Genomic DNA, 16,001 nt, shown 5'->3' with positions numbered 1-16,001 from the left:
CCGCGTTGCGCGGGGCTACTCACAACATGCCGCGCTGGATGGCGAAGGCGGCGAGCTCGACGTCGTTGTCGGCGCCGACCTTGCGCATGACGCTCTGCTTCTGCGTGCTGATGGTCTTGACGGTGCGGCCGGTCCGCACCGCGATTTCGGTCACGGACAGGCCGGACAGATAGAGCCGCAGCACTTCGCTTTCGCGGGTGGTAAGCAGTTCGGCCCAGTCGTCGAAGTCGCCAAGGCCGCGGCAGCGCCGGCCCCAGATCAGGTCACAGGCGATTTCCGACACCGAGGCGAGATCCAGGTGTGCCATCCGCACCGCCTTCACGACTTCGTCGGCGTGGTCGCGGGCGGTCACGACATTGCGGCAGCCATCCTTGATCAGCTGCAGCACGCCGGCGCGGTCCGCGATATTGGCGATGGCGACCACGCGTTGCCGGCCCAGCGAGGCCAGCCGCGCACCCAGGCGCGCATAGCTGCCGGCGCGCGCATCGTTGCCGGTGCCGAGCGGGAACCGCAGCGCCACCACATCGCAAACGCCTTGCCCCAGCGCCTGCACCAGGCCGCGCTCGTCGGCGACCAGGCCTGCCAGTTCGATGCAGGCGCTGGCCGCGAGCCGCCGGCCCAACAGCCGCCGCATCCCAGATTGCGAGTCCGCGACGATCACCCGGATCTTTTCCATGGCCGCTTTATGCTCCAGCGTTGTCCCGGTTTCAGGATGGGCCATGCGCCTGGCTTTCGAAATCAGCCAAGCCTGAAATGTCTGCGGTATTTTCTGATCAGCAGCTGCCGAGGGGAGACGCGGTCCGGCGCAGGCCGGCAATAACGTCGCGGGTCAGCGCCCGCGCCGAAATCGGCAGTGAGAAAGAGAAAGAGAAGAAGAAGGAAGGGAAGCTGAAACGCGGGTGCTCGCGCAGCCGCGGCGGCTATGCGGCTACTAAGCGACTACTAAGGGAATACTGCGCGAGCGCGATTATCACGCGCCGCCAAGCAGGCCGTTGGTGCGGGCATATTCGTAAAGCTCATAATCGTTTGCCAGGCCCAGCTTTTTCATGGCAATGCTTTTTTGCGCGCTGATGGTCTTGCTGCTGCGATTGGCCTGGCGCGCGATCTCGATGACCGGCACGCCGGCGGCGCATTGGCGGATCACTTCGAGTTCCCGGCGCGTCAGGATCGGGCGGCGCGACAGTTCATCGAGCCCGCCCGAGGCGAGGATGGCGCGCACCGATGCCGGCTGGTAACTCAGGCCGCTGAACGCCGCGCGCACCGCGGGAATCAGTTCCTGGACCGGATCGGTCTTGTTGAGGATCACCGAAATGCCAACCTTCTGGATATTGCGGATCAGCGCCGGATTATCCAGCATGGTCATGACCACGATGCGCGTGGTGGGATAGCGGCGCCGCAGCATCTGCAGCATCGGCAGGCCATCGCCAAACTGCCCGCCGGGCATGGAGTAATCGGTAACGATGACGTCGCAGTCGGTGCTTTCGAGCAGCGCCACCAGTTGTGTCGAATTGGTGGCGCTGCCGACGACCTGCATGCCCACTTCAAGGGCCAGCACCCGGCTCATTCCGTCCAGCACGACGGGGTGGTCATCGGCGATGATTATTTTGATCATTCTTACCCCCTGATTTTTCGGTTCCGTGGGCCCCGCACCGGTGCGCCCGGGAACTGAGCCGGTATTCAATACCGGTCATCTTCGCTGACTTGAATATTAGGAGTCTTCCGAAAAACCCGAATTAAGGTATCCCTTAAATAGTACTCCGCCAATCGCCAGGATGGCCGTTCCGGCTGCCGCGGTTGCTGCCGTTCTGGCCGCCTTGCGGTTCGCTTGCCGGATCGTCGGACCCCTCGAAGTACGCTGCAAGATACAAAGCCAGGTTGTCGACATGGGCCTGCACGGCCTCCTGCGCCTGCGCCACATCCAGTTCCAGTTCCCGGCACAACGCGACGATTTCCTCGCCGTCTTCGGCCAGTGCCATGGCGCCGCGCATGCGATGGGCATGATGGCGGATCGCCTTCCATTCCCCGCTGCGCGCGGCGGCGGACAGCGCCGCGAAATCCTCGCGCATGGTATGCGCCAGCAGCGCCAGGCTGGCGGCGCTGTCGGGGATCCGCGGCAGTCCGGCTTCGTCGTCGGCAAGTCGCCTCGGCCCGGCCGCATGCTCCGGCAGCACCGCCCGCAGGCATTCGGCCAGGGGACCGAGCAGGACGGGCTTGGACAGGTAACGATCCATGCCGGCTTCCAGGCAGCGCTCCGCCTCGCCCTGCGCAATGCTGGCGGTCAGCCCGACGATCGGCACGGTCACGCCTTGCGCGCGCAGCCTGCGGCAAAGCTCGTTGCCGTCCATGCCGGGCATGTGGACGTCGGTGAGCACCAGGTCGAACTTGCGCTGCTGCCACAGCGCCAGCGCTTCCTCGCCACCGCTCGCCAGCGTGGCGCGGCAGCCCAGGCGGTCGAGCTGCTGCTGCATCAGCAGCCGGTTGTAGGGATGGTCGTCGACCACCAGGATCTCCAGGCCCAGCTGCGGCACGGGATCGGCGGCAGCCGCCACCGCCGGCGCGCTCGCCGGCGTCATGCCGGCGGCCAGGCACAGCGCGCGCAGGATACCGGCCTGGTGATAGGCGCTGACCAGCCAGGTGCCGCCGATCAGCTGCGGTTCGGCCGGGCCATCGGCACGTCCGAACACCACCCCGGCATAGCCCTGCGGAATCGCTGCGATACGGCGGGTGGCGACGAACAGCACCATGCCGGGTTGCGGCGCCGGCCCGTCGCAGGCGATCGCCTCGCACCCCGTCGCGCGCAGGGTCTCGATGGCATGGTTGCGGATCTCGTCGTCCTCGGTCAGCACGGCCACCGGCGGCAGCACCGGTTCCAGCGCCTTGCGCGGCCCCGCTTGCGGCAGCCGCAGCAAGACCCGGAACACGCTGCCCTTGCCGGGCTCGCTGTGCACGGAAACGCTGCCATCCATCAGCGCGGCCAGCCGCCGGCAGATCGACAAGCCCAGGCCCGTGCCGCCATAGCGCCTGGCGGTGGACGGGTCGGCCTGCACGAATGGTTCGAACAGTTTGTCCTGTACTTCGGGCGCGATGCCCGGCCCGGTATCCGCGACCTCGAGCCGGATCGTGATCCTGCCAGCGGCAGCGGCGGTCTCCGGCACAGCGGCCACCTCACCCTGCGGCGCTCGTCCCAGGCGAACGATGACATGGCCCGTGGCGGTGAACTTCAGCGCATTGCCGATCAGGTTGCCGATGATCTGGCGCACGCGCACGGGGTCGCCGGCCAGGCACGGCAGGCCCGGCTCCGGATAGCACGACAGCGCAATCCCCTTTTGCAGCGCGATCGGCGCGTGCGCCCGCACCGTCGATTCGAGCAGGTCGACCGGATCGAACGGCACGCTGTCCAGCTGCATCTGGCCCGCTTCCGCGCGCGAGTAATCAAGCAGGTCGTCCAGGATCTGCAGCAGCACCTGCGACGAAGACTGGATGGTCGACAGCATCTCGCGCTGGCTGTGCGCGAGGCTGGTCAACGACAGCAGTTCCAGCGTGCCCAGCATGCCGTACAACGGCGTGCGGATCTCATGGCTCATGGTGGCCAGGAAGCGCAGCTTGGCGGCGCTGGCCTCGTCGGCAAGCTGGCGCGCGCGGGCCAGCTCGCGGTTCGCCTCGCGTTCTTCCGTGACGTCGTGGATCGCGCACAGCAGCACGTCCTCGCCTTCGAAGCGGGTACGGCGGCCGACCACCAGCACGTCGCGCGCGCCGCCGGCGCCCGCCGGTACCCGCACCTCGAGCCGCACTGGGTTTTCGCCGCGCCGCGCCAGCATGGCATCCAGCCATGGCCGGCCTTGCGTGCGCGCATCGAGCGGTAGCCATTGCGCCGCCAGCGCGTTCTCGGCGCGCACATGCGCATCGGCGGTGCGCACCACCCGCAATCCCACCGGCGCGGCCTGCATCACGGTGCGGTTGAAGCGCTCGCTGTCCTCGATGCGTTCGGCGTTGCGCTGCATCGGCACCAGCACCCGGCGCCGGACCATGCGCGCGCCTTGCAGCACCGCGGCGATGCCAAGCCCATAGAGCAGCAGCGCCGCCGCCAGCGCCATCCCGTGATCCGCCAGGCCCTGCGACAGCGGATAGGCATAGGCCGCGCGCCAGCCCTGGCCGGGCGCCATGCTGCCGATCATCAGGCTGCCTTGCTCGAACCAGTAGGCCACGCCCTGCTTGCTGGCGGCCAGCTCGCGCGATATCCGCTGGCTCAGGGTGTGCGGGAGCAACCAGCCGGCATCGCCGCCCTGGAACAGCAGCTTGCCACCCTCGTCGAACAACACCGCGCGCTTGCCGGATACCCGCTGCGCCGCTGGCGTGGCCCCCGGCAGGCTGACATCGCCCATCAGGGCGCGGATCGGAATGGCGGTCGCGGTATAGCCGAGCAGCGTTCCCGTGGCGCTGCGAACCGGGAGGAAGCAGCTCAACATCGCTTCCTGGCCGACGAGGCCCGGATAGGGGCCGCCCCACAGCGGCGTGCCTGCCGGCGTCGAGGCCCGCGCCTCGCGGGACCGGCGCGCCAGCGCCTTGGCCCAGTTGCTGACGGCATCGGCAACCAGCGGCCCGCTCAGCGGCAGCGCCGCCGGCAGCGCGGGGGTCACCAGCGCCTCGCTGCCATCCGCCATCAGAAACACCGAGCGCACGCCCTGCGGCGCCGTGCCCCAGTACGCGCGCTCGAAGATGGCAAAGCGGATGATGTGCGACACCGCCGCGGACCGGTCCGCGCCCGGCAGCGGCGCGCCCCGCATCAGGGTCGCGGGATTGATCAGTCCGGGCAAGTCGACGGCGCGGGCACTGCCCGCGGGAACGGCCATCAGCGTGGCTTCCAGCTGGGTCGCGGGACGGTCGCTGCGCACCAGCCGGTACTCGGGGCCGGTGATCTCGGCCATGCGCCGGATAAAGTACTCGTGGGTGGCCTTGGCCGCCAGCACGGCGCCAAAGTGCTGGCGCGCGGCCCACGCCTGCTCCCATACGACGCGCTGGAACCGGCTATGCAGAAACAAGGCGAGGCACCCGCTGATGACCACGATCAGCAGGGCGGCAACGACGGCGAGAAGGCGACCGGGAAACTGCTTGTTTGCGCGAGACAGCCAATTGGGCATTGGCGAAGCTCCTTCTCAGCAACCTGCCTGACGCTGCTCGGGGACCGGGCATCACCCGTGCCCGCTGGCTGGGGAATTGCCTACGGATTATGCACCAACATCCCGGCGCTTCCTGGCACGCTGCCGTGTCGCGACGGCCGGCGCGCCATGGCCGATGTCATGGTCCCAGGTCAGCGCGCCGCCGATGCCACGCACGCCGCGTCAAGCACCGCTAACGGGTTGGCCGGGCGCGCCGTTTCCGGCGGGAGCGCATAGTGCAGCGCGCACGAGGATTTCGCGTCGCTGCCCCATTTCACCAGCAGTTCGCCGCTGTCCTGCTTCAGCCCGCGCACGATGATGCGCCCGCCCTGCCCGACGGTGCCGGCCGCCTGGCCCTGCGCATCGGTGACCTCCGCGCCGAACGGCAGCGGCGCCCCGTCCGGGCCCATGACCCGCAGGATCGCGGCGCGCCCGGGGTTGTCGGTCTCGAACTTCATCTTGACGATGGCGCCCGCGGTGGGGGCCGTGTTCTGCTGCGTGGTCTTCAGCGCCACGCTGATCGGCAGCCCCTTGGGATCGATCTCGATCTGGTTGGTCGAGAACGGCGTCAGGCTCGGCACGATGGCGTGGCCCCACGGGTCCACACGCAGGCCGCTGCCATTGGTCACGCGCGCGCCGGCGGCGTCCGCGGCTTCGACGATGGCCATGGTATCGCCTGGCATCGGCGTGAACGCCACGCCGCCGGCATACGCGACGATGCCGCCGCTGATGCCAAAGCCGGCCTGCGAGTAGTTGCGGCCCTTGCTGGCGCTGGCGGTGACGGTGGCAAAGGGCGACACATAGCCGACGTTGGCGCCGACGGTGGCGGTGTCGGTGCTGTTGCCGCCGCCGGTGTAGCCGGCATTGATGCCGTAGGTGAAGGCGTTGTCGTCGCCGAGCGTTCCGGTCACCGATTCCTGCAGCGCGGTGCCACCGCTGGAGTCATGCGACAGGCTGGTCATCGAATACGGCGCATGCTGGCCCCTGCCCAGCGGGATGCCCACCGTGAGCATCACCCGGTTATCCCATTTGCCGGCGTTGACGTTGAACTGGCGCGATGCCGAGATCCCGTAGTTGATGCGCTTGTAGCTGTTGTTGTAGCCGGCCTGGAACTGGGTGTCGCTGCCGCTGCGGTTCCAGTAGTTCTGCGTGGATCCGGTCAGGTAAAGCGAGCCGTAGCCCTGCGGCAGCATCTGGTTGATGGTCACCTGCAGCCGCCCGCGCTGGATCCCGCCCATGAACATGCCTGCGGCCATGCCGCGCTGTTCCAGGTCGCGCAGCGCCATGGCATCCGCCATGCTGAGGTAGCCGCTGCTGGAGTAGCGGTACGCGGCCAGCGTCAGGTTGGTGTTGGTCGGCGCCACCAGCTTGCTGTATGACAGCCGCAGACTCTGGCCGCTGCGGTTGCCGGCGTCCTGCAGCGTGGTCCAAGCTTGCGTGATGTCGGCACCGAAGGCGCCCATGTCCGTGTTCAGCGCGCCGCCGCCCATCACCGCAGTGTAGTCCTGCGCCACGATAAAGCCGCCGTAGCCAGTCACCATATTGTTGATGCCGTGCTGGACCGTACCCTGCATCATCATCGGCCGGCTGTTGAGCGACACATTGCGGTACTGCCCCACGGTAATGCTGTAGCGCGTGATGCCCGGGCGCAGCGCATTGACGGCCGCGGCGAAGGGCAGGCGCGAGATGCGCACGCTGCCGTCGGCTTCGGTGATCACCAGTTCCAGGTCGCCCCCGTATCCGGTCGGATACAGGTCGGTGATCTCGAACGCGCCAGGCGCGACCGTGGTTTCGTAGATGATGTTGCCGCTCTGGCGCACCTGCACCCGGGCGTTGCTGTTGGCAATGCCGCGCACGACCGGTGCATAGCCGCGTTGCGATTCCGGATACATGCGGTCGTCGCTGGCAATCTGCACGCCGCGGAACCCAAAGCTGTCGAACAGTGCCCCATCGGTATAGGCCTCGCCGATCACCAGCTGGCTGCGGATTGGCGCCAGCGAGCGCTGCAGGCTGGTCTGCACGCTCTGGTAGCGGCTGCCCTCGAAATCGCCATGGGTCAGGTTGCCCACATGACGGAAGCGCCAGCCGCCGAAGTTGAAGCCGGCGTTCAGGCCGACGTAGCTCTGCGTGGTCGAGAACCCGCCCGCATCCGAGTGGTAGACGTTGGCGTTGTACTGCAGCCGCGCCGCGGTGACGCCCTCGTCCCAGTACTTGGGATCGACATAGCCGCGTGCCGTGCGCGACATGGCAATCTGCGGCACCGACACGTCCAGCCGCTGCTCGCCGTTGTCGAAGCTGGCGGTGGCATCGGGCGCCAGCTCCGGCAGCGCCACGCAGCCTGCCACCAGTTTTGCCGAGGCCTCGGGCGACAGTTTCGACAGGTCGATGCCGATGCGCTCGACCCCGGCACGGTCGAAGCAGGGCTGCACATTGCGCGTATCGTCGCCGACCTGGCGCAGCGTCGCCTCGGTCCGGCCCAGCCAGACATCGTTCACGTAGAGCTCCGCGCGATAGGTGCCCGGCAAGGCCACGTTGCCCTTGTTGAAGCGGCTCACGTCGATGCGGACGCCGCCCGGCTGCTGCAGGAAGGTGTCGTTGAACTCGACTTCGGCGAGCATGGTCGACGCGCCGGCACCGGCGGGCGCGCCCCACGCATTCACGCTGGCAAACAAGGACAACACCACCGCGCTGGCCGGACGCAGCCGCGACGGGAACGACGAGGTCTTCTGGGTTTTCATGGTTTATGCCGGGTAACTGGCACTGCGCGGGCAAGACTTGCCCCTGCCGCCTGCGCGGCATCGTCAATCGAAGGCATTCAGCCTGGAAGATCGCCGGGCGGCGCCCGGCGCTAGGTCAGCGCAAGATTCAGCGCGAAGTTCAGCGCTAAAGGGCCGGGGCGGAGCCGCTGTCGAGAGCGGCTTCGCCGCGTGCGGAGCCGCCGTAGTCATTGATGGTGTTGAAGCGGACCCTGGCGTCGGAGCCCTGCGGCACCTCGCCGGTCAGCGGAAAGCTCTTGGTTTCGCCCGGCCCGATCATGCCGCCGTCTTCAAAGCGTGCAGTCCTGCCACTGCCGACCAGTTCGATCCTGGAGAAGGAAACGTGATACACGCTCGGGTTGCTGGCCTCCAGCGCAGGCTTGCCGCCGGCCTGGACCACACGCCAGCGGATCAAGGCCGGTGCTTCCTCGGCCGTGCCCTTCAGGCCGGCAGGACGGAAGAACAGCTTGATGCGCGAGCGAAACGCCAGTTGCAGCTTGTTGGTATCGGCCTGGTCCGCGCCCGGCTTGGGCGGAATCTCGAGCACGTTGAGCCAGAACACGGATTCGCGGTCCTGCACCAGCGGCTCGCCGGTGTAGAGGATGCGCAGCGTCTGGCCCTTGCCCGGGTCGATGCGCGACACCGGCGGCGTCACGGTGAACGGCACTTCGATGGTTGCGGGCGTGGCCTTGGCATCGCCCTTGTCGATCCACGCCTGCGTCAATGCAGGCGTCTTGCCTTCGTTGGTCAGCTTGATGGTGGTTTCGCTCTCCTGCGCGCGATAGATGACGCGCGTACCGGCAATGACCACGGAGGCCTGCGCTTGCACTGCACTGAGGAGTCCCAGCGCAACAACGCCGGTGGAAATCAGGGACTTGATCGTCATGTTCTTGCTGGCAGCGATCGCCAGCTCGGGTGAACCGGCAGCCGGATCGGCCGCCCAATTGGTTTACCGGCGCGACGTCAGGTAGTGCAAGGCGCGGAGCGCGCCGGTATCACGCTCCGCACCTGCGGCGCTGGGCTTACTCGTAGGCGATCGAGTACATCACGCTGGAGTTGGCGGCACCGGCCGTTGCCTGGCCGGTGGCGTAGTACTGCGCGTAGTACGACAGCGTGGCCGCGCCGTTGGTCAGCGCGACGGCATTCGAGTTTTGCGCCTGATCGGTGTAGCCGGCCTTGATCGGCGTGTTGGCGGTGCCGCCGTTCAGCAGCCGGATCTGCACGTTCTGTGCGCCGCCAGCCTCCACGATCAGGTTGCCGGTGGTGGCGTCGGTGGTCGGGCCAGCCTCGAAGAACGTATGCACATTGCCGGTGTCCGGCGTGCATTCGGTCAACGAGATGTTGAACGGCGTCTGGCCGGCAACGTCGCCGAGGCTCTTCAGGATCGAGGTCGAGACCGTCGGCAACTGCACTTGAAAGTTGTTGGAGTTGGTGCCGTTGCCGTTGATCTTGCAGGTCTGGGCGGTGATGTTGCCATTGAAAGTGATGGTGCCATCTGCAGCATGGGCAGACTGCGCGCCCATGGCGGTACCGGCAACGATCAGAGCGGCGAGAAGCTTGTTATTGGTCATGATGGGTGATTCAGAGGTTGGTAGGTCAATGGCTTGCGGATCCGGCGGATCCCGCCCTGCCCCGTGCCGCGTGCAACTGTCGATCAGCTTGTGCAGTTGCCGGCCGCCCCGGGGACAAGTGGAATATAGGGATGGGGCTTAATGCCACCAATCAGGCAAGCCTTAGATCTTGTTCGGAATTTTCCCTTTGACATGCCAGGGTCAAGCCATGGTGCGTTGACACCACCGGAAGCCCCGTTGCAGGGCCGCCCTTGCGCCCGTCAGGCCGGGCGCGGCAGGCGCACCGATACCGCCAGCCCGCGCGGCTGCGCATTGCGGGCGGATACCGTGCCGCCATGCGCGGCGATACCCGCATGCGCGATGCTGAGCCCAAGCCCGGCGCCGGCCGGATGGTCCGGGTCGCTGCGCACGCGATAGAACGGTTCGAACAGGCTTGCCAGCGCTTCGGCCGGTACGCCGGGGCCATCGTCGACGATATCGAGGCGGATCTCGTGCGCCTCGGCCTGCAGCGTCACGCTCACCGGCGCGGCCGGATCGGTGTAGCGGATGGCGTTGCGCAGGATGTTCTCGATGGCGCTGCCCAGCGCCGCGGCATCCGCGTCCAGGATCAGTTTGTCCGGCGCGTGCCAGTGGATCGTCACGCCGCGGCCCGCGGCCTCGAAGCGGGCATCGGCGACGATCACGTCGACCAGTCCGGCGACGTCGATGGCGCTGCGCACCGGCGCCATCGCATGCAGCCGCGCCAGCTGCAGCGTGCGCTCGACCAGGGCATCGAGCCGCTCGGTCTCGCGCTCGATGCGATCGAACTGCAGTGCGAGCGTGGCATCGCGGCGGCGCGCCAGCTCCAGCGACAGGCGCAGCCGCCCCAGCGGCGAGCGCAGCTCATGCGCAATATTGCGCAGCAGCTGTTCGCGCCAGTCCACCAGGCGCTGCAGCTGATCGGCCATGGCGTCGAAATCGCGCGCCAGTTGCCCAAGCTCGTCGGCGCGGCGGGCCAGCACCGGTGGCGTGCGCGTGGCCAGCTCGCCGTCGGCGAGCGCTTGCGTCGCTTCGCGCAGGCGCCGCACCGGGCCAGTCACGTGCCGCGTCAGGGCCCAGCACAGCGGCGCCGACACCGCCAGCGCGAACAGGCCGAGCGCCAGCGCCACCGGCGACAGGTGCAGCACCTCCCAGCGCGACGAATCGAACGGCAGGAACAGCATCAGCACCTCGCTGCCGTCCGGCAGCGCGATCGGTTGCGGGTCCCACCACGACACGCGCGCGCCGGGCCGTGGCACATGCGCGACCGCATGGCCGATCATGCCCGCGCCCCACATCGGCACGATGCGGTCGGCCAGATGGTTGCGCAGCCGCGCCGGCAACTGCCGGCCGAGCATGTCCTGCAGCGCGTGGTCGACGATATAGACGTCCAGCGCCGACGCATGCGAATCCATCGCCCGCAGCCAGCGCCGCAGTCCGGGACGCCCCTGGGTCCGCGCTACCTCGACCGCGTCTTCGGTGAGCGCGGCGGGGCTCAGGCCGTCGAGCGCCTCGAAGCGGTACCAGGCCACCGCCGCCGTCAGCGCCATGCCGATGCCGACGATCGCGGCCATGCCCAGCCAGAACGCCAGGAAGTTGCGCCAGAACAGCGGCAGCGGAAACAGCGCGCGCACGAGGCGCCAGCCGATCACGGCGCCTGCACCAGCAAGTAGCCCTGTCCGCGCAGGTTGCGGATTCGCAGCGGCGACGAGGTGCCGTCGAGCGCCAGCTTGCGGCGCAGCGCGCTGACGTGGGTGTCGAGGCTGCGGTCGTAGCGCTCGGGAGCGCGCCCCAGCGCGAAGCGCCCGATTTCCTCCCGCGTAACCACGCGGCCCGACGAACGCATCAGGATTTCCAGCACGCGCTGTTCCGCGCCGGTCAGCGTGGCCCGCGCCGGTCCGTGGATGGCTTCGCCGGAGGCCAGGTTAAGGCGCAGCGCGCCGGCCTCAAGCCACGGGCTGGTGCCGCTGGCCGGCGTGGCGCATTGGAACCGGCGCAGCACCGCGTGCATGCGCGCGCGCAATTCGCGCGGGCTGAAGGGCTTGCTCAGGTAGTCGTCGGCACCGAGTTCCAACCCGAGCACGCGGTCGGTCTCGTCGCCATGCGCGGTAAACATGATCACCGGGCGCTGCGAGCGCGCGCGGTGCAGCCGCAGCAGTTCCAGGCCGTTGCCGTCGGGCAGCATCAGGTCGAGCAGCGCGACATCGTAGTCGTTGCGGGCCAGCAGGGCCTCGCCCTGCTCGCGGGTGTGCGCCAGCGTGACGGTGCAGTGGTCGGGCTCCAGGTATTCGCGCAGCATCTGCGCCAGTTCCAGGTCGTCGTCGATCAGCAGCACGCGCGCGGGCGGCGTGTGAGAGCACATCAGCATGCAGCTTGCCGGGGCCCTGGCGGGCGAGGAGTAAGTCCGCCGGCCTCCGGTTCCGTCAAGAAACGTCAAGAAAACAAAAGCTTTCCAAAGTGACTGGTTAGCAATTTACATCCCCGATTCTAATATGAGAATGATTGTTATTTGCATACAGCGGGGATAATAATGAAGGACAGGCAGGCCGCCGGAAGCGGGTGGGCATTGAAGGCGGCAGCACAGGCGGTGGTTGGGACGGCAGCAACGGGGGGCATGCCGCGGGGTCAATGGACGAAAGGGCTGGCCGCGGTCTGCGCGGCTTCGGGCATGACCGGTGCCTGGGCCCAGGCGCAAGAACCCAGGGCGGACGCCACCCTCGCCACCGTGGTGGTGACCGCGGCGGGCAGTGCCCAGGACATTCGCGATGCGCCCGCGTCGATCAGCGTGGTTACGCGCTCGGAGCTCGAGAACAAGGCTTACCGCGACATCAACGACGCGCTGGTTGAAGTGCCGGGCGTGATCGTCAGCGGCGGCGGCGACCGCACCGATATCAGCCTGCGCGGCATGGGCGCCAAGTACACCCAGGTGCTGATCGACGGCAAGCGCCAGAGTTCGCGCGAGACCCGCACCAACTCCGACTCGTCCGGCGTCGAGAGCAGCTGGACCCCGCCGCTCGCCGCGATCGAGCGCATCGAGGTGGTGCGCGGCCCGATGTCGTCGCTGTATGGATCCGATGCCATGGGCGGCGTGGTCAACATCATCACGCGCAAGGTGCCGAAGCAATGGACCGGCGAGCTGCGCGGCGATGCCACGCTGCAGCAGCACAGTGACTCGGGCAACCAGTACCAGGGCAACTTCTACCTGGCCGGGCCGCTCAAGAGCGATCTGCTCGGGCTGCAGCTGTACGGCCAGAGCACGCACCGCATCGAGGACGAGATCGACCACGGCTTCCGCGGCCGCCGCGCCGAGAGCCTGACCGCCAAGCTGGCGCTGACGCCCACGCGCCAGCACGACATCGTGTTCGAAGCCACCGGCATGCGCCAGCAGCGCAGCGAGACCCTGGGCAAGACCATGCCGCCGCTGCCGCCCGGCACGCCGTGCCCGCGCACCGGCTGTCCCACCTCGTCCGAGACCGACTACCGCAGCGAGAAGTACGCGTTGTCGCACACCGGGCGCTGGGGCTTCGGCGTCTCCGACAGCTATATCCAGCAGGAGGAGTTCGACAACCGCAGCCGCCAGATGAAGATCAAGAACCTGGATGCGCGCACCAGCTGGGCCATGCCGCTGGGCAACCACATGCTGTCGGTCGGCGCCGAATACCTGAACCAGCGCCTGAACGACCAGACCGGCAACCAGATCGCGGGGGGCCCGAACCGGGTCGAGCGCTACCAGTGGGCGCTGTTTGCCGAGGACGAATGGCGCCTGGCAAAGAGCTTTGCGCTGACCGGCGGCGTGCGCATGGACCATGACCAGAACTTCGGCCAGCACTACAGCCCGCGCCTGTACGGCGTCTGGCACGCGGCCGAGCGCTGGACCGTCAAGGGCGGCGTCTCCACCGGCTTCCGCGCGCCGGACCTGCGCCAGACCGTGGCCGGCTGGGGCCAGACCAGCCGCGGCGGCAACATGTACGGCAACCCGGACCTGAAGCCCGAGACCATGGTGTCGCAGGAGCTGGGCCTGCTCTACGACAAGGGCAACGGCCTGCAGGCCGGCGTGACGCTGTTCAACAATGACTTCAAGGACAAGATCACACGCGTGGCCTGCCCGCTCACGCAATGCACCGACGGCCCCAACCAGTTCGGCGCCGCCCCGACCACGTACATGAACGTGGACCGCGCCTACTCGCGCGGCGTGGAAGCGAGCCTGCGCTGGCCCATCGCGCAGGCGTGGTCGCTGACCGGCAGCTATACCTACACCCGCTCGGAACAGAAGACCGGCCAGTACCAGGGCCAGCCGCTGAACCAGCTGCCGATGCACCTGCTGGTGGCCACGCTGAACTGGCGCCCTTCGGAAAAGCTCAACGCCTGGGCCCGCGTCAATTACCGCGGCAAGGAAAGCCAGCCGATCACCGGGCCGTCTTCCAGCACCGTGGTGGCGCCGTCATACACCTTCGTCGACCTGGGCGCGACCTATGCGGTGACCAAGAACGTGTCGGTGTTCGCAGGCATCTACAACCTGTTCGACAAGCAGGTGAACTACACCGACTACGGCTATGTCGAGGACGGCCGGCGCTACTGGATGAGTGTGGCGGTGAAGTTTTGAAGGGTAGGGTTTTGGGGTTGAGGGCACGGTCCGCTCACCTCGAAGCCACCACATCATCCGCGCGGCACGTTGCCGGCACCTCGCCATAGCGTGCCATCAACGCCCCGGCAATCGCATTGGTCCAGCCAAAGCCGTCCTGCAGCGGATACTCGCCGCCGCCACCGCCCCGGGCGGCCCCTTCGATATGCCGGATGCGGTATTTCTCCACCAGCTTGCATTCGTTGGTGTAAAGGCTGGCCACCGTTGCCAGCCAGCGACGCGCAATCTCACGCGCGAGCGCCTCGTGGCCATAGCGCTCCAGGCCGCATACCGCCAGCCACTGCAGCGGCGCCCAGCCATTGGGATGGTCCCATTGCTGGCCCGAAGTGCATTCGGTGGTGGCCAGGCCGCCGTCCACCAGCAGCCGCTCCTGCACCGTCCGCGCCACCGCTTGCGCCTGCGCCGCACTGGCCAGGCCGAGATAGAGCGGCATCACGGTGGCCGCGGTCAGGTACCGGCGCGGCGCGCCGCGGCACCAGTCGTAGTCGACGAAGACGCCCGCGGCGCCGTCCCAAAGGTATTGCACGATGGCCGCCTCGCGCCGCTGCGCCGCGGCGCGGTAGGCCTGCGCCGCGTCGTCGCCGGCCTGCTCGCACAGCGCGGCGAGCCGCGTTTCCAGGTGCCACAGCAGCGCATTGAGGTCGACCGGCAGCATCGCCGTGGTGCGGATGGTGGCCAGGTCCGCGGGCTGGCCGGCACGCGGGTCCGGCGCATCGAGCCAGCGCGAACTGAAGTCCCAGCCCGATTCCGCCGCCGCGCGCAGGTCGCGGAACACCATATGGTGCGGGCGGCCGCTGCGCAGCGCGGTCTCCATGTCTTCGAGGAAGGCCTCCTCGCGCGGCCACGGGCGGTCGTCCCAGTAGCGGTTGAGCAGCGCGCCGTCGGGCAGGCAGACCACGCGGCGGTGCGCATGGCCGGGACACAGGCGGTCGGCGCCGTCCATCCAGAATGCATATTCGCGGCGCAGCTGCGGCAGGAAGTCGAGCGCGCTGGCCAGCTCCTCGCGCTCGAGCAGGTCCACCATCAGCGCGAACACGGGCGGCTGCGAGCGGCTCAGGTAGTAGTTGCGGGTGCCGTTCGGCACCAGGCCGTAGGTGTCGATCAGGTAGGCGAAATTCCGCGTCATCTCCACCATCAGGTCGCCGTGCCCGCTGCGGGCCAGCCCCTGCATGGTGAAGTAGGAATCCCAGTAATAGAGTTCACCGAAGCGCCCGCCCGGCACCACGTAGCGGTGCGGCAGCGGCAACAGCGACGACAGCGGCGGATGGGCCACGGGCGCGCGCGTCAGCACCGGCCACAGGCCGTCGATATGCTCGCGCAGGGTGCTGGCCGGATCGGACACGTAGTGGCTGTCCGGCACGGTGGCGCGGGTGAAGTACGCCTGCACGAAATCCGCCAGCGAGAAGCCGGGCGTGTCGCGGCTCTCGCGATAGCGCGCCACGATCAGGGCCGGGTCGCAGTTGGGAATGCAGTCCGGGAAGGTCTTGCTGTCGGCGAACAGGCCGCTGTGCTGGACGTCGACGAACAGTTCGCAATAACGCGCCGCGGGCGACAGCATGTCGGCGCAGGCGCAGCCCGGCAGCGCGTGCGGCGGCGGGCAGTCGCGGTGCGTGATCCAGGCGGGCTGCGCCGCCGCATGGACCTTGCCGGGCGCCGCGGCGGGCCCGGCCACGGCGCCGGCCCCGTCGGGCGTGGCCGGGGCGCTGCGCGGCACCGTGCTGCCGCTGGTGGCGGCGCCGGGCGATGGCGGCACCACGGATTCGGGATCGGGCTTGCCGGTTGGCCGCATGGACGCCTCCTTGTACCGGCCGCGGCCGGCTCCGATGGGATAGAAATAGGAGCCGCGCCGCGCGCGGTA

10 protein-coding genes are annotated in these 16,001 nt (G+C 68.2%); 1 reads left to right on the top strand and 9 read right to left on the bottom strand.

Annotated features, from left to right (window positions below):
* Positions 1-19: 19 nt before the first annotated feature.
* The 8 genes from C7416_RS01815 to C7416_RS01780 form a co-directional block, all read right to left on the bottom strand.
* On the bottom strand, positions 20-676 hold the full coding sequence (locus C7416_RS01815) for a response regulator transcription factor (RefSeq protein ID WP_111516846.1): 657 nt from the start codon (positions 674-676) through the stop codon (positions 20-22).
* Positions 677-970: 294 nt separating this feature from the next.
* Complete coding sequence (locus C7416_RS01810) at positions 971-1,612, bottom strand: response regulator (RefSeq protein WP_111516845.1); 642 nt, start codon at positions 1,610-1,612, stop codon at positions 971-973.
* 133 nt (positions 1,613-1,745) lie between these two features.
* Positions 1,746-5,039, bottom strand: a complete 3,294-nt coding sequence (locus C7416_RS01805; protein ID WP_240988214.1) for an ATP-binding protein — start codon at positions 5,037-5,039, stop codon at positions 1,746-1,748.
* 269 nt (positions 5,040-5,308) lie between these two features.
* Positions 5,309-7,894: a fimbria/pilus outer membrane usher protein gene (locus C7416_RS01800; RefSeq protein WP_111516843.1), complete on the bottom strand. Its 2,586-nt coding sequence runs from the start codon at positions 7,892-7,894 to the stop codon at positions 5,309-5,311.
* Positions 7,895-8,039: 145 nt separating this feature from the next.
* Positions 8,040-8,798: a fimbria/pilus periplasmic chaperone gene (locus C7416_RS01795; protein WP_111516842.1), complete on the bottom strand. Its 759-nt coding sequence runs from the start codon at positions 8,796-8,798 to the stop codon at positions 8,040-8,042.
* Between the two features lie 136 nt (positions 8,799-8,934).
* Entirely contained in the window at positions 8,935-9,483 is a 549-nt protein-coding gene (locus C7416_RS01790; RefSeq protein ID WP_111516841.1) for a fimbrial protein, read from the bottom strand.
* Between the two features lie 260 nt (positions 9,484-9,743).
* Entirely contained in the window at positions 9,744-11,150 is a 1,407-nt protein-coding gene (locus C7416_RS01785; RefSeq protein WP_404851319.1) for an ATP-binding protein, read from the bottom strand.
* Entirely contained in the window at positions 11,150-11,869 is a 720-nt protein-coding gene (locus C7416_RS01780) for a response regulator transcription factor (RefSeq protein ID WP_111516839.1), read from the bottom strand. The genes C7416_RS01785 and C7416_RS01780 overlap by 1 nt, the downstream gene beginning before the upstream one ends.
* Positions 11,870-12,115: 246 nt before the next feature.
* Here C7416_RS01780 and C7416_RS01775 point away from each other — a divergent pair, with 246 nt between their 5' ends.
* The gene (locus C7416_RS01775; protein ID WP_111516838.1) at positions 12,116-14,104 is read left to right on the top strand and encodes a ligand-gated channel protein; all 1,989 of its coding nucleotides are present in this window, start codon (positions 12,116-12,118) and stop codon (positions 14,102-14,104) included.
* 34 nt (positions 14,105-14,138) lie between these two features.
* Here the strand turns inward: C7416_RS01775 and treF are convergent, their stop codons facing one another.
* Positions 14,139-15,932 carry an alpha,alpha-trehalase TreF gene (treF, locus tag C7416_RS01770; RefSeq protein ID WP_111517459.1) on the bottom strand — a complete coding sequence of 598 codons (1,794 nt, stop codon included), beginning with the start codon at positions 15,930-15,932 and terminating at the stop codon, positions 14,139-14,141.
* Between the last annotated feature and the right edge of the window lie 69 nt (positions 15,933-16,001).

Origin of the sequence: Cupriavidus phytorum, assembly GCF_003254285.1 — a bacterium.
Lineage (GTDB): Bacteria > Pseudomonadota > Gammaproteobacteria > Burkholderiales > Burkholderiaceae > Cupriavidus > Cupriavidus phytorum.
This window is presented reverse-complemented; position numbering and strand designations above follow the sequence as displayed.

Excerpts from the sequence above, each read along its gene's own strand:
- C7416_RS01815 (WP_111516846.1), bottom strand. The coding sequence starts at position 676 with ATGGAAAAGATCCGGGTGATCGTCGCGGACTCGCAATCTGGGATGCGG.
- C7416_RS01810 (WP_111516845.1), bottom strand. The coding sequence starts at position 1,612 with ATGATCAAAATAATCATCGCCGATGACCACCCCGTCGTGCTGGACGGA.
- C7416_RS01800 (WP_111516843.1), bottom strand. The coding sequence starts at position 7,894 with ATGAAAACCCAGAAGACCTCGTCGTTCCCGTCGCGGCTGCGTCCGGCC.
- C7416_RS01795 (WP_111516842.1), bottom strand. The coding sequence starts at position 8,798 with ATGACGATCAAGTCCCTGATTTCCACCGGCGTTGTTGCGCTGGGACTC.
- C7416_RS01790 (WP_111516841.1), bottom strand. The coding sequence starts at position 9,483 with ATGACCAATAACAAGCTTCTCGCCGCTCTGATCGTTGCCGGTACCGCC.
- C7416_RS01780 (WP_111516839.1), bottom strand. The coding sequence starts at position 11,869 with ATGCTGATGTGCTCTCACACGCCGCCCGCGCGCGTGCTGCTGATCGAC.
- C7416_RS01775 (WP_111516838.1), top strand. The coding sequence starts at position 12,116 with ATGCCGCGGGGTCAATGGACGAAAGGGCTGGCCGCGGTCTGCGCGGCT.
- treF (WP_111517459.1), bottom strand. The coding sequence starts at position 15,932 with ATGCGGCCAACCGGCAAGCCCGATCCCGAATCCGTGGTGCCGCCATCG.